At 43.3% G+C, this 14,113-nt stretch carries 8 protein-coding genes, 2 tRNA genes and 3 rRNA genes; 4 read left to right on the top strand and 9 right to left on the bottom strand.

Annotated elements, in window-relative coordinates; genetic code table 11:
• Window positions 1-20 precede the first annotated feature (20 nt).
• Together BK584_RS15605 and BK584_RS15600 are read left to right on the top strand one after the other, a co-directional pair.
• Window positions 21-1,142: a tyrosine-type recombinase/integrase gene (locus BK584_RS15605; protein WP_078393426.1), complete on the top strand. Its 1,122-nt coding sequence runs from the start codon at window positions 21-23 to the stop codon at window positions 1,140-1,142.
• Window positions 1,143-1,265: 123 nt separating this feature from the next.
• Window positions 1,266-2,546 carry an RES family NAD+ phosphorylase gene (locus BK584_RS15600; protein WP_169871291.1) on the top strand — a complete coding sequence of 427 codons (1,281 nt, stop codon included), beginning with the start codon at window positions 1,266-1,268 and terminating at the stop codon, window positions 2,544-2,546.
• Window positions 2,547-2,670: 124 nt separating this feature from the next.
• Here BK584_RS15600 and BK584_RS15595 read toward each other — a convergent pair.
• From BK584_RS15595 to BK584_RS15570, 6 genes are all read right to left on the bottom strand, one after another.
• Window positions 2,671-2,743, bottom strand: a tRNA-Thr gene (locus BK584_RS15595).
• Window positions 2,744-2,752: 9 nt separating this feature from the next.
• Window positions 2,753-2,827: transfer RNA gene (locus tag BK584_RS15590), tRNA-Asn, on the bottom strand.
• Window positions 2,828-2,850: 23 nt separating this feature from the next.
• Window positions 2,851-2,966 (bottom strand): 5S ribosomal RNA (gene rrf / locus BK584_RS15585).
• A gap of 185 nt (window positions 2,967-3,151) precedes the next feature.
• Window positions 3,152-6,086 (bottom strand): 23S ribosomal RNA (locus BK584_RS15580).
• A gap of 443 nt (window positions 6,087-6,529) precedes the next feature.
• A 16S ribosomal RNA gene (locus BK584_RS15575) occupies window positions 6,530-8,080 on the bottom strand.
• Together the 16S, 23S and 5S rRNA genes with 2 tRNA genes alongside form the textbook arrangement of a ribosomal RNA operon.
• 268 nt (window positions 8,081-8,348) lie before the next feature.
• Window positions 8,349-8,585, bottom strand: a complete 237-nt coding sequence (locus BK584_RS15570; protein WP_078393424.1) for a hypothetical protein — start codon at window positions 8,583-8,585, stop codon at window positions 8,349-8,351.
• Window positions 8,586-8,713: 128 nt separating this feature from the next.
• Here BK584_RS15570 and pdaB point away from each other — a divergent pair, with 128 nt between their 5' ends.
• Window positions 8,714-9,475 (top strand): polysaccharide deacetylase family sporulation protein PdaB, encoded by a 762-nt coding sequence (gene pdaB, locus BK584_RS15565; protein WP_078393423.1) that lies wholly within the window; start codon window positions 8,714-8,716, stop codon window positions 9,473-9,475.
• A 28-nt stretch (window positions 9,476-9,503) separates the two neighbouring features.
• Here pdaB and BK584_RS15560 read toward each other — a convergent pair whose 3' ends face one another.
• Window positions 9,504-10,088, bottom strand: coding sequence for a KinB-signaling pathway activation protein (locus BK584_RS15560; protein WP_078393422.1), 585 nt, complete (start codon window positions 10,086-10,088; stop codon window positions 9,504-9,506).
• A gap of 135 nt (window positions 10,089-10,223) precedes the next feature.
• Here BK584_RS15560 and gerD point away from each other — a divergent pair, with 135 nt between their 5' ends.
• Complete coding sequence (gene gerD, locus BK584_RS15555; RefSeq protein WP_245808876.1) at window positions 10,224-10,802, top strand: spore germination lipoprotein GerD; 579 nt, start codon at window positions 10,224-10,226, stop codon at window positions 10,800-10,802.
• 29 nt (window positions 10,803-10,831) lie between these two features.
• Here gerD and salA read toward each other — a convergent pair whose 3' ends face one another.
• Together salA and ptsG are read right to left on the bottom strand one after the other, a co-directional pair.
• Window positions 10,832-11,890, bottom strand: coding sequence for an iron-sulfur carrier protein/transcriptional regulator SalA (salA, locus tag BK584_RS15550; RefSeq protein ID WP_078393421.1), 1,059 nt, complete (start codon window positions 11,888-11,890; stop codon window positions 10,832-10,834).
• A gap of 98 nt (window positions 11,891-11,988) precedes the next feature.
• The gene (ptsG, locus tag BK584_RS15545) at window positions 11,989-14,040 is read right to left on the bottom strand and encodes a glucose-specific PTS transporter subunit IIBC (RefSeq protein ID WP_078393420.1); all 2,052 of its coding nucleotides are present in this window, start codon (window positions 14,038-14,040) and stop codon (window positions 11,989-11,991) included.
• Between the last annotated feature and the right edge of the window lie 73 nt (window positions 14,041-14,113).

Raw genomic sequence — 14,113 nt, 5'->3', positions numbered from 1 at the left:
CAGATAACGGAGGTCTTAAGATGAAAGGACATATACGTAAACGAGGAAATAAATATGTAATCGTTGTAGATTTGGAGAGAGATCATAATAACGAGAGACGTCAAAAGTGGTTTTCAGGCTACGATACAAAGAAAGCAGCACAAAAAGACATGCCCCGTATACTTAATGAGATTAACACGGGAAATTTTATTGAACCCTCTAAAGAGTCTTTCGCTGCTTATTTAGAAAAGTGGATTTTAAACAAACGGAGTAGATTAAAAGCCTCCACCTTCCAAGTTTATAAAACCCACCTTCGTATCCACATCATACCTAAGCTTGGGAATTACAAGTTAGAAAAGCTTAATAGACTCCATCTAAAGACATTCTTTTCTTATTTAGAGAATGACCTTGGATTAGCTCCCGCTACTATTAAAAAAGTTCATACAGTTATTAGTTCTGCTTTGTCGGAGGCTGTAGAAGATGGAATCGTTGGGAAGAACGTAGCAGCTGGTTTAAAAACTGCACGAATTGAACGAAAAGAGATTCACGTATGGGATGAAAAACAACTGTTACAGTTTCTTAATTCTAGTAAGCTTGATCCTTTATATATTGCTTTTCATTTAGCAGCTATGACAGGCATGCGCCGTAGTGAGGTGCTTGGTCTTCGTTGGAAAGACGTGGACTTTGAGAATAGTTTATTGCGCACTGTTGTCACGCATACACCATATGGGGCTTCAGACGGAAAAACAAAGGCTAGTTTTAATCGCACAATTGATTTAGATGGAGTTACAATTACAGAATTACAGAAACGTAAAGAACGAGTAGAATATGAGAAAGAACGAGCTGGACGTGCATATAAAGATAATGATTTGATTGTATGTACTAGCTTAGGTACACATGTAACTCCTCGCAACCTCAATCGAAAATGGTATCAACTTAAAGAGGATGCTAATGTACCCTCAATTCGCTTTCACGATTTACGACATACACATGCTACGTTGATGCTATTGCAAGGAATTCCAGTTAAGGTTGTGGCGGAAAGGTTAGGACATTCGAGTATTACAACGACGTTAGACACTTATAATCATTTGTTGCCTTCGATTCAGAGGGAAGCAATTGCGATGTTTAGTAAGAAGCTGTATGACTCGGAAAAAAAAGACTAAGAGCATGGTATTTTCCATGCTTTATAATTAAGGTGACTTTATATGTAAAAAGATATGCTAACATATATATACAATAAAGCCTTAGGCTTTTTCTATTCAGATTTTAAAATTTCGGGGGAGAGAATGAACATTCAACATAATGAATACACGTTGGAAACAAGACGTCATTTTAGTAAATTGATTAGAGAGATTTTTGGAGATGAACCTAGAACCTATACTATCTCTAGTATAAACGATATATATACTTTATTAAAAAAGTTAAGTGATAAGTTGATGGAAAATGAAAAAAAAATGAACTATATTTGGTGGTGGAGGGGTACAAAAAACAGTCACATTCGAAATTTTAAAGTCCTTGATAACTTTTTACTTTTAAATGAATGGAGAATTGAAGTCTCAGAAATTTATGTAAATATATCTCCTATTTCAATATTTGATTTTATCATTTTTAGAATTAATGGCAGTGAAAATCAAGAACCTGATGTTAAGAATTACAAATGGCGCCACGGAAGTTTTCCTATAGATCTATCTAGAAATAACTTTGATGACAACAATATTAGGGAGTATTGTTACCAATCGGAAAATTTCACTTTTAAGCAGCCATATAACTTTATATTAACTGCACAATTTGGTCTCCCCAATTTAAAGATCTATACAGACGACCAAGTTGGATTTATGTTAAACAAATTGCTCTTTAAAGAAATAGACTATGAATATTTTACTCAATGGTATGTTCGATTACTAACCAGGCTTAAAAAAGATGTAAACGATTTTTATGATCACCTTGTAGAATTTCCCATGCTTGGTTTAAATCACAACTTGGGGCAATCCATTAATGAAGGATTTAAAGAAGCATACAAATATCACCTTAAGAATAAAACATTTTATAGGGCAAGGAAATTAGAAGAGTTTAAGCCATTCGATGAAGAAGGTATGTGGCATCCTCCCTCCCACCTGGTTGACGTATTTGAAGGAAGATACAATCACTTTGGTCAAAGCTTTTTATATATGGCAGAGGATGAAATAACTGCTTTTAAAGAAGTAGTTCCAGAGTGGTATCGCTCTTGTTCTATGGTTAAATTTGAAATAAGGGAAGCTGTCAACATTCTCGATCTAAGAAGAATAAACTTTTACGAAGAAGATATAGGTTTAAAGTACATTATTATTCATTATATGTTGGTTCATGAAGGAACAGTAAGTCAAGAAATTAAGAATTCCCACGTGAAGCCAGAGTATCTAGTACCAAGATTTGTAGCTGATTGTGCGAGAAGTCATAATTACGATGGGATAATTTTTAACAGTACTAAAACAGATAGTTATAATTTAGTAATATTTGAACCAGATAAGTTAAAACAAAATGATAAAATAAAAATTTTAGACAAGCCGTACATTTATTCAATAAATTAAGAGTCAGTAATTGTTTAACTTCACCTAACTAAAGGTTTGCAATTTGTTTGCAAACCTCTTTTTAAACAAAAAAATAAGCCTCTCCATCATCGGAGAAACCTTAATGTACCAGTACTTATACGAAAGCTTCCAAGCGGACTTGAACCGCTGACCCCCACCTTACCATGGTGGTGCTCTACCGGCTGAGCTATGGAAGCATAAAAAAATGGCTCCACAGGCAGGATTCGAACCTGCGACCGATCGGTTAACAGCCGATAGCTCTACCACTGAGCTACTGTGGAACAGGAAAAAATATAAAAAAAAAGCCCGGCAACGTTCTACTCTCACAGGGGGAAGCCCCCAACTACCATCGACGCAAAAGAGCTTAACGGCCGTGTTCGGCATGGGAACGGGTGTGACCTCTTTGCCATTGCCACCGGACCTGCTTCAGATAAGCGGCGGATTTCTTCGTCCAATGCGTGTCTTTCAATCAGTTACGTACGCAAGTACGCTCCTTCTTTCAAGCACTTTTGTCCTCGAACTCCTTGCTTCTCTTTGCACATATAAAAAGAATCATTGATTCTTTCAAAACTAAATCCGAAACACACTCAAATTCAAGAATTAATTAGGATAAGCCCTCGACCGATTAGTATCAGTCCGCTCCATGTGTCGCCACACTTCCACTCCTGACCTATCAACCTCATCATCTCTAAGGGGTCTTACTGGCTTACGCCATGGGAAATCTCATCTTGAGGGGGGCTTCATGCTTAGATGCTTTCAGCACTTATCCCGTCCATACGTAGCTACCCAGCGATGCTCCTGGCGGAACAACTGGTACACCAGCGGTATGTCCATCCCGGTCCTCTCGTACTAAGGACAGCTCCTCTCAAATTTCCTACGCCCGCGACGGATAGGGACCGAACTGTCTCACGACGTTCTGAACCCAGCTCGCGTGCCGCTTTAATGGGCGAACAGCCCAACCCTTGGGACCTACTTCAGCCCCAGGATGCGACGAGCCGACATCGAGGTGCCAAACCTCCCCGTCGATGTGGACTCTTGGGGGAGATAAGCCTGTTATCCCCAGGGTAGCTTTTATCCGTTGAGCGACGGCCCTTCCATACGGCACCGCCGGATCACTAAGCCCGACTTTCGTCCCTGCTCGACTTGTAGGTCTCGCAGTCAAGCTCCCTTATGCCTTTGCACTCTACGAATGATTTCCAACCATTCTGAGGGAACCTTTGGGCGCCTCCGTTACTGTTTAGGAGGCGACCGCCCCAGTCAAACTGCCCACCTGACAATGTCCCTGACCCGGATCACGGGTCGAGGTTAGAATGTCAGCACCATCAGGGTAGTATCCCACCAACGCCTCCACCGAAGCTAGCGCTCCGGTTTCCAAGGCTCCTACCTATCCTGTACAAATGGTACCAACACTCACTATCAAGCTACAGTAAAGCTCCATGGGGTCTTTCCGTCCTGTCGCGGGTAACCTGCATCTTCACAGGTACTATAATTTCACCGGGTCTCTCGTTGAGACAGTATCCAAGTCGTTGCACCATTCGTGCGGGTCGGAACTTACCCGACAAGGAATTTCGCTACCTTAGGACCGTTATAGTTACGGCCGCCGTTTACTGGGGCTTCAATTCAGAGCTTCTCCCTTGCGGGATAACCCCTCCTCTTAACCTTCCAGCACCGGGCAGGTGTCAGCCCCTATACTTCGCCTTGCGGCTTGGCAGAGACCTGTGTTTTTGCTAAACAGTCGCTTGGATCTATTCACTGCGGCTCTCTCAGGCTATTCACCTTAATAGAGCACCCCTTCTCCCGAAGTTACGGGGTCATTTTGCCGAGTTCCTTAACGAGAGTTCTCCCGAGCGTCTTAGAATTCTCTTCTCGCCTACCTGTGTCGGTTTGCGGTACGGGCACCTGTATTCTAACTAGAGGCTTTTCTTGGCAGCGGAGGATCAGGGATTTCGGACCCGAAGGTCCTTCACGGTCACAGCTCAGCCGAACGGAACACGGATTTGCCTATGTTCCAGCCTTGCATGCTTCGACGCGCACAGCCAGCGGCGCGCTCACCCTACCTTTCTGCGTCCCCCCATCGTTCAAACAAATACTGGGTGGTACAGGAATATCAACCTGTTGTCCATCGCCTACGCCTTTCGGCCTCGGCTTAGGTCCCGACTGACCCTGAGCGGACGAGCCTTCCTCAGGAAACCTTGGGCTTTCGACGGAGGGGATTCTCACCCCTCTTTTCGCTACTCATACCGGCATTCTCACTTCCAAGCACTCCACTAGTCCTCACGATCTAGCTTCGCTGTCCTTGGAACGCTCCCCTACCCAATTCCATAAGGAATTGCCATAGCTTCGGTGATACGTTTAGCCCCGGTACATTTTCGGCGCAGAGTCACTCGACCAGTGAGCTATTACGCACTCTTTCAATGATGGCTGCTTCTAAGCCAACATCCTGGTTGTCTGGGCAACTCCACATCCTTTTCCACTTAACGTATACTTTGGGACCTTAGCTGATGGTCTGGGCTGTTTCCCTCTTGACTACGGATCTTAGCACTCGCAGTCTGACTCCCGAGTTAAAGTTTTTGGCATTCGGAGTTTGACTGAATTCGGTAATCCTGTGGGGACCCCTCGTCCAATCAGTGCTCTACCTCCAAAACTCATCACTCGAGGCTAGCCCTAAAGCTATTTCGGGGAGAACCAGCTATTTCCGAGTTCGATTGGCATTTCACCCCTACCCACACCTCATCCCCGCATTTTTCAACATGCGTGGGTTCGGGCCTCCAGTCGGTGTTACCCGACCTTCACCCTGGACATGGGTAGATCACCCGGTTTCGGGTCTACGGCATCGTACTCACTCGCCCTATTCAGACTCGCTTTCGCTGCGGCTCCGCCTTATCAGCTTAACCTTGCACGATACCGTAACTCGCCGGTTCATTCTACAAAAGGCACGCCATCACCCATTAACGGGCTCTGACTAGTTGTAGGCACACGGTTTCAGGATCTATTTCACTCCCCTTCCGGGGTGCTTTTCACCTTTCCCTCACGGTACTGGTTCACTATCGGTCACTAGGGAGTATTTAGCCTTGGGAGATGGTCCTCCCGGATTCCGACGGGGTTTCACGTGTCCCGCCGTACTCAGGATCCACTCTGGAGGAAACGAAGTTTCAGCTACAGGGCTGTTACCTTCTTCGGCCTGTCTTTCCAGACAGTTCACCTACTCCGTTTCTTTGTAACTCCGTATAGAGTGTCCTACAACCCCAAGAGGCAAGCCTCTTGGTTTGGGCTGATTCCGTTTCGCTCGCCGCTACTTAGGAAATCGCATTTGCTTTCTCTTCCTCCGGGTACTTAGATGTTTCAGTTCCCCGGGTCTGCCTCTATGCATCCTATGTGTTCAGATACAAGTACCATCCCATTACGGATGGTGGGTTCCCCCATTCGGAAATCTCCGGATCAAAGCTTACTTACAGCTCCCCGAAGCATATCGCTGTTCGTCGCGTCCTTCGTCGGCTCCTAGTGCCAAGGCATCCACCGTGCGCCCTTTCTAACTTATCCTAAATGGTGTCTGCGTGCGATACGCTCGACCATGTTTAAGCAATAAAGGTTGCTCAAGAATTCTTGACGTCTCGTTCAAACAGTTTAAAACCGATGAACAAAACTTATTTGAGTTGTTTCTTGATTTAGTTTTCAAAGAACCTGCCCACAGGAGGTCGGTACCAGGCGTTGCCACAAGACGTGGCGTTCTTAGCGTGGTTCCATGCCTTTAACGGGCTATTTTAACAATAGATAAGCAGCGAATCTCTTTGTCTGGTTCATGATTCTCAATCAGTCACGTACGCAAGTACGCTTCTTCAATCGAACATTTCCCATCCTCGATCTTCTTGCTTCTCTTTGTCAAATATGAAATTGAATGAATTGAGTTCATTCAAAACTGAACAAAAGATCCAAAGCGCCAAACAACCGAAGTTGTTCGTCGACTAGAGTAATATACTCCATAGAAAGGAGGTGATCCAGCCGCACCTTCCGATACGGCTACCTTGTTACGACTTCACCCCAATCATTTGTCCCACCTTAGGCGGCTGGCTCCAAAAGGTTACCTCACCGACTTCGGGTGTTACAAACTCTCGTGGTGTGACGGGCGGTGTGTACAAGACCCGGGAACGTATTCACCGCGGCATGCTGATCCGCGATTACTAGCAATTCCGGCTTCATGTAGGCGAGTTGCAGCCTACAATCCGAACTGAGAATGGCTTTATGGGATTGGCTTCACCTCGCGGCTTCGCAACCCTTTGTACCATCCATTGTAGCACGTGTGTAGCCCAGGTCATAAGGGGCATGATGATTTGACGTCGTCCCCACCTTCCTCCGGTTTGTCACCGGCAGTCACCTTAGAGTGCCCAACTAAATGCTGGCAACTAAGATCAAGGGTTGCGCTCGTTGCGGGACTTAACCCAACATCTCACGACACGAGCTGACGACAACCATGCACCACCTGTCACTTTGCCCCCGAAGGGGAAGCTCTGTCTCCAGAGTGGTCAAAGGATGTCAAGACCTGGTAAGGTTCTTCGCGTTGCTTCGAATTAAACCACATGCTCCACTGCTTGTGCGGGTCCCCGTCAATTCCTTTGAGTTTCAACCTTGCGGTCGTACTCCCCAGGCGGAGTGCTTAATGTGTTTACTTCGGCACTACGGGCATCGAAACCCCTAACACCTAGCACTCATCGTTTACGGCGTGGACTACCAGGGTATCTAATCCTGTTTGCTCCCCACGCTTTCGCGCCTCAGCGTCAGTTACAGACCAGAGAGTCGCCTTCGCCACTGGTGTTCCTCCACATATCTACGCATTTCACCGCTACACGTGGAATTCCACTCTCCTCTTCTGCACTCAAGCTTCCCAGTTTCCAATGGCCGCTCGGGGTTGAGCCCCGAGATTTCACATCAGACTTAAGAAGCCGCCTGCGCGCGCTTTACGCCCAATAATTCCGGACAACGCTTGCCACCTACGTATTACCGCGGCTGCTGGCACGTAGTTAGCCGTGGCTTTCTGGTGAGGTACCGTCAAGGTACCGGCTTATTCAACCGATACTTGTTCTTCCCTCACAACAGAGCTTTACGACCCGAAGGCCTTCCTCACTCACGCGGCATTGCTCCGTCAGACTTTCGTCCATTGCGGAAGATTCCCTACTGCTGCCTCCCGTAGGAGTCTGGGCCGTGTCTCAGTCCCAGTGTGGCCGATCACCCTCTCAGGTCGGCTACGCATCGTCGCCTTGGTAAGCCATTACCTTACCAACTAGCTAATGCGCCGCGGGCCCATCCCCTAGTGATAGCACAAAGGCCATCTTTTAACTTTCTCCCAGGAGGGAAAAAGTGTTATCCGGTATTAGCTTCGGTTTCCCGAAGTTATCCCAGTCTAAGGGGCAGGTTGCCCACGTGTTACTCACCCGTCCGCCGCTGACTTCCGGGAGCAAGCTCCCTTCCGTCCGCTCGACTTGCATGTATTAGGCATGCCGCCAGCGTTCGTCCTGAGCCAGGATCAAACTCTCCGTTAAAGTGTTTGACTTGCTCAAAATGTTGCTAGCGCGTTGAATATAAATTCAACGACTTTCATTGACGAGATACCTTGTATCTCTTTATTACGCTTGGCTTTTGTTCAGTTTTCAAAGAACTCGTTTGCGCCGTTCTCTCTTGGCGACTCTTAGTACTTTACACTGCTTTCAACCAAAAGTCAAATCTTTTTTTAAAAAGTTTTTTAAGCAATTCGACTAGATTGAATGCGGTGCTTATTAATATAACAACTAAACAATCTCACGTCAATACTTATTCAAACTTTTTTTGACTATGTAGTTTTAAAGATAATGCATATTGTTGATACTCACTCGGTAATGCCAACCGTTTATATAAGTTAAAAACTAAACCATACTTCTCAATCATTACATCTTTCACTACTCCTTCAATTCGTTCATCTGTTAAATCCAGCAAAAGCTCTTCTAATTCTCTTTTCAATAAATATTCAATTTCCTTCACTTCTTTATCCGTAAGCAACATTCCCAACATGGACTACACCCGCCTCTAATTAAACGATACCTAATAGTGTAGTCTTTTCGATTTCCATAGTTTTTATTCATAAAAATACCGGACAAACATATCTTGTCTATAGAGAAGTTCAAGAAGGAGCGGTCGTCATGACAGGAATTTGGGTATTTAACTTAAGTAAATGGAAGCCATTTATCTTTATCTGTGTTGCCTCTCTCTTTGTTGCCAGTTGGTTGTTTGTTCAGCGCGACAATATGTCAGTCTTCTCTACTTCAGATGGACCTCAAGCATTTTATCGCGCAGAAACAAGTGCCGACAACATCGCTCTTACATTTAATATTAGCTGGGGCGAACAAAATGTTACCCCAACATTACAAGTGTTGCAAGATCATGAAGTAAGAAATGCGACTTTCTTTCTGTCGGCTTCTTGGGCAGAGAAGTATCCTGATTTAGTCAAAGAAATCGTTGATGCCGGTTATACAATTGGTAGTCATGGGTATCGCTATAAGAATTATTCTACCTGGTCTGATGACCAAGTCGTACAAGATATGCGTAGAAGCAAACAAGTTTTGCAAGAATTAACTGGTGAAACGCCAACTTTGTTGCGTCCTCCAAATGGAGCATTTACTGCCAAGACTCTTGATTTGGCACAGAATCAACATCTCGATATTATCCATTGGAGTGTCAATTCCTTTGATTACGAGAACCCCGGGGCCGAAAAAATAGTCGATAATGTTCTTGCAAACACAACCGGGGGTGATGTTCTTATGTTTCATGCTTCCGATTCAGTTAAACAGACAAACACCGCTTTACCCACCATTTTAAAAACATTAAAAGAACGTAATTACACGTTCACTTCTCTTGAAGAGTTAATGAGTAGTGCCCATTCGAATAGCGAAGAAGTAAATTAAAAAAGTCGTGCCAAGGCACGACTTTTCTTTATGGTTTTTCAATTAACCTATGCAATAACAGGAGTTGCCACGTGTTCGCAACAAGAAGTGGCGTTATATAGAAAATAAGCCAGTGCGTTTCATTAGCAGTAATTGCTGGAATCCATTCAATCGTTGTAATAACGAACATAAAAAACAAAGCTGGCACAAATGCACCTTTGTTTGTTTCTTTTGCCTTAATAGAAGCAATGAGGACTGCGTAAATAAGAAGAAGCGTCGGCAAGATAAAATAGCCCCAGCAAGACTCTCCTTCGGCGAATGCTATATACCGAAAATAAACTAAATCAAAATAAACAAACACAATTAAAACCCATTGGATGCGGTTCCATAAAGTGTGAGTGCGTGACAAGCCAAGACCAAATCGATGGAGAAATAGATATGCAAAGAAACCCATTTGCGCCACCATCGTAAATGCGGCGCTAATGCCTAACATCCATAAAAGGCCGAGAACAAAGTTTGCAGTACCATCCCCAATAAATTGATCAAGATTCAAAAAGAGCCCAACAATCCCCCCGCTTATACTCCCTAAAAGCAAGGTGGACCAGAAAATAAAAACGACTTTCCTGCTGTTCACAAGCGTATCCCCCAGTTTTTTTATCCGTTCTTATTGTAGCAACCTTGAATCATAAACACCAGCTCGTTTATGCATATTTTAAAAATGGTTACAAACACTAAAGAATAAATAACGCTCCGAAAGGAAGGATCATTTGTGAGAAAACGAAAGCAATTATATTTAGTGATCCCATTAATCGGCATGCTTGCGCTATCAGGATGTGCACAAACCGAAGCGCAACAAAATACGGATTATGAAGGAACCAAAAAAATGGTTATTGATTTATTGAAGACAGATGAAGGCAAAAAAGCGTTTCATGAGTTAATCGCTGAAGAAGATATGCGCGAGGAACTTGTGATGGATAGTGCATTCGTAAAAAAAACCATCCAAGATACATTAACATCCGATGAAGGAAAAGCATTTTGGCAAGAAGTCATGCGTGATCCTGACTTCACAAAAACGTTTGCTGAAAGCATGCAAGAAGAGAATGAGAAGATTTTAAAATCATTAATGAAAGATCCAGCGTACCAACAAATGATGATGGACATTTTAAAAGACCCACAAATGGGCGAACACGCTTTAGAACTTATGAAATCAAAAGAATATCGAGAACAGACCATGGCTATTATGAGCGAGTCAATGGAAAGTCCTTATTTCGCAGCTAAAATGGCAGAATTAATGTCAAAAGCCATTGAAGACCAAGGAAAACAAAAAGAAGAAAATGAAGATAATTAAAAACGTCCCTCAAGGAGGAACGTTTTTTTCTATGCTTTTTCTGTTTTAAACACGATCGCTTCTGCTAGCTCCCGATACTGTTCACCAATCGGATGCTCTTCTGCATAAACGGACGGTGCAAAATCAGTCTCGTCTATATCAGGTTGTCCTAGTGGAATTTGAGCTAGCAAATCTGTTTTTAATTCTTCCGCTAACCTATTTCCCCCACCAGTGCCAAAGACATATTCTTTTTCACCCGTTGCTTTGCTTTGGAAATATGCCATATTCTCAACAACACCCAGCATTTCATGGTGTGTTTTAATTGCCATTGCTCCTGCTCTTGCTGCTACAAACGCTGCGGTCGCATGCGGAGTCGTAACAATTAACTCTTTCGATTCAGGCAACATCGAATGGAGATCAAGCGCTACATCTCCAGTACCAGGAGGCAAGTCCAAGATTAAGTAATCAAGCTCGCCCCACTCACATTCGGAGAAGAACTGGTTAATCATTTTCCCAAGCATTGGTCCACGCCAAATAACCGGTGCATTATCTTCCACAAAAAAGCCCATTGAAATAACTTTCACACCAAAACGTTCAACTGGATAAATACGTTTATTTACTACTTTAGGCCGCTCTGCAATGCCCATCATATCCGGCACACTAAAACCATAAATATCAGCGTCAATGATACCAACTTTTTTACCAAGACGAGCGAGTGACACAGCAGTATTGACAGAAACAGTCGATTTTCCTACGCCGCCTTTCCCACTAGCGACTGTAATAAATGTTGTCTTGCTCGTTGGTGCAAGCAATTGTGGGCCTTTAAACTCTTCTTCTTTCGCGCCTCCAAGAGCTTCTAATTCTTCATCAGTTAACGAGTCAAATCGCAATCCGACCGAATTTGCACCTTCACTTTTTAACACGTTCACAATCTCCTGTTGCACTTGCATCTGCTCTGGCGTCCCTGTTTTTGCAAGAGCAACTTTTAAACTAATGTTTCCATCTTTGTTTTTCAACTCACGAACACCGCCTGTATCAACGATGCTTTTATCAAGGTCACGGTCTTTCACTCGTTTTAGCGCTTCCATTATTTCCTGATCCGTAATCATTGCTGTCACCTTCCTTTAGAACAAACAACCGAATTTCTCTCAGTATAGCATATATAAAAAGAAGAAAGAACTAGAGCGGCTTGCCCTAGTTCAATCATTTATTTTTCAATTTGAATGATCGCTTTCTCCCCTGCTTGAACTTGTCCACTTTGTTTAATTGAGACAAATTCTCCTTCTGCTAAGTTTGTGAAGATTATCGGTGTAATGAGTGAAGTAGCATGTTGTTTAATGTATTCGTGGTCAAACTCAACCAACTTTTCACCACTTTTCACGTGGTCTCCTTCATTTACAAATACATTAAACCCTTCTCCATTTAATTTAACCGTATCAATACCAATATGAATGAGTACTTCTAACCCATTGTCTGAAGTTATTCCAATCGCATGTTTTGTAGGGAATACCGTCGTTATTTTTCCATCAATAGGAGCTACAACCACTCCATCTACAGGATCAATAGCAAACCCATCTCCCATCATTTTTCCAGAGAAGACTTGATCGGGTACATCCTCAATGGAAAGAAGTTCTCCATTCATTGGTGCTTTCACACTTTCACTTGTTTCTTGTTGTAATGCTTCAGGTTGAACATCTTCCACTTGCTTTTTCACTTCATCTTGTTGATTGGTTTCAATCGGCCTTGGTGTTTTACCTGACATAACATCCTGCATCTGTCCTTTAATTGTTTCTGAACGGGGACCAAAGATTGCTTGAATGTTATTACCGACTTCAAGAACACCGGCAGCACCAAGTTCTTTTAGCTCTTTTTTATCAACTGCACCTATATCATTCACCGAAACACGCAAGCGCGTAATACACGCATCAAGGTGATTGATGTTTTCTTTTCCACCCATTGCATGCAATATATTAAACGCTAACTCGCCTTGATTTCTCACTTTTCCTTCAGATGGATCGTCTTCATCTTCACGACCTGGGGTTTTCAAATTAAACTTAAGAATCGCGAATCGGAATACGAAATAGTAAATGGCTGCAAACACGAGTCCAAGAATAACCGTAATCCACCATTGATCTTGATTCGGTAATATACCAAACAAGAAGAAGTCAATTGCCCCACCAGAAAATGTGAAGCCGACATTCACATCAAACCAAGTCATGAACACAAACGATACGCCATCTAAAAAAGCATGAATAAAGAATAAAAGTGGCGCAATAAACAAAAACATAAATTCAAGCGGTTCTGTAATACCTGTTAGAAACGAAGTAAGTGCAGCCGAAGCCATTAACCCGCCGACAACTTTCTTTTTTTCTGGTCGTGCACAATGATACATAGCGAGTGCTGCTGCTGGTAAACCAAACATCATGATTGGAAATTCTCCAGCCATGAAGCGTCCCGCCGTAATTTCGACTCCATCACGCAATTGTGCAAAGAAAATAAGTTGATCTCCACGGACAATCTCTCCAGCAGCATTCGTATACTGACCAAACTCAAACCAGAATGGTGCATGGAAGATATGGTGTAATCCAAAAGGAATTAACAACCGTTTAATAAAACCAAAGAAAAAGACGGCAAAATATTGACCCGTTTCCAAAAGAAAAACAGAGATTTCATTTAGTCCTGTTTGAACGTGCGGCCATATTAAGACGAGGATAAGCGCCATAACAAAGGATGCAACCGCTGTAATTATTGGCACAAATCGTTTTCCGGCAAAGAAACCAAGAAATGCTGGCATTTCAATGTCATGAAAGCGGTTATAACACGTAGCAGCAATAATCCCAATAATAATTCCGCCAAAAACCCCTGTTTGTAGGGTTGGTATCCCAAGAACATGAGCAAATCCTGGATCTTCCGCTACTAATTCAGAGGTAACGCCTAACCATTCCCCCATAACCGTATTCATAACTAAGTAACCGACAAGTGCTGCTAAAGCAGCTGCCCCATCACCTGCAAGGCCAATTGCCACCCCTACTGCAAATATGAGAGCTAGGTTATCAAAGATTATTCCACCAGCAGCTTCCATTACACTCGCTGTATGTTGGATCCATCCTGCTTCTAAAAACGGCATATAGCCAAGCGTTTGTTCCATCTGCATAGCAACACCAATACCGAGAAGCAAACCCGCTACTGGTAGCATTGCTACTGGTAGCATTAAAGCCTTACCGATTTTCTGTAAATAGCCAAAGACTTTCTTAAACATCATGTACCTCCTATTTTTCATTTTTATTTCTGTGAAGCGCACAAAAAAAGGCATGAGAAAAAGCACTGTCCAA

The sequence above is a fragment of the Shouchella patagoniensis genome, from assembly GCF_002019705.1.
Classification (GTDB): domain Bacteria; phylum Bacillota; class Bacilli; order Bacillales; family Bacillaceae_D; genus Shouchella; species Shouchella patagoniensis.
This window is presented reverse-complemented; position numbering and strand designations above follow the sequence as displayed.

What these genes read in the sequence shown, in the direction of transcription:
- BK584_RS15605 (WP_078393426.1), top strand. Translation starts at nt 21, where the DNA reads ATGAAAGGACATATACGTAAACGAGGAAATAAATATGTAATCGTTGTA.
- BK584_RS15600 (WP_169871291.1), top strand. Translation starts at nt 1,266, where the DNA reads ATGAACATTCAACATAATGAATACACGTTGGAAACAAGACGTCATTTT.
- BK584_RS15570 (WP_078393424.1), bottom strand. Translation starts at nt 8,585, where the DNA reads ATGTTGGGAATGTTGCTTACGGATAAAGAAGTGAAGGAAATTGAATAT.
- pdaB (WP_078393423.1), top strand. Translation starts at nt 8,714, where the DNA reads ATGACAGGAATTTGGGTATTTAACTTAAGTAAATGGAAGCCATTTATC.
- salA (WP_078393421.1), bottom strand. Translation starts at nt 11,890, where the DNA reads ATGATTACGGATCAGGAAATAATGGAAGCGCTAAAACGAGTGAAAGAC.
- ptsG (WP_078393420.1), bottom strand. Translation starts at nt 14,040, where the DNA reads ATGTTTAAGAAAGTCTTTGGCTATTTACAGAAAATCGGTAAGGCTTTA.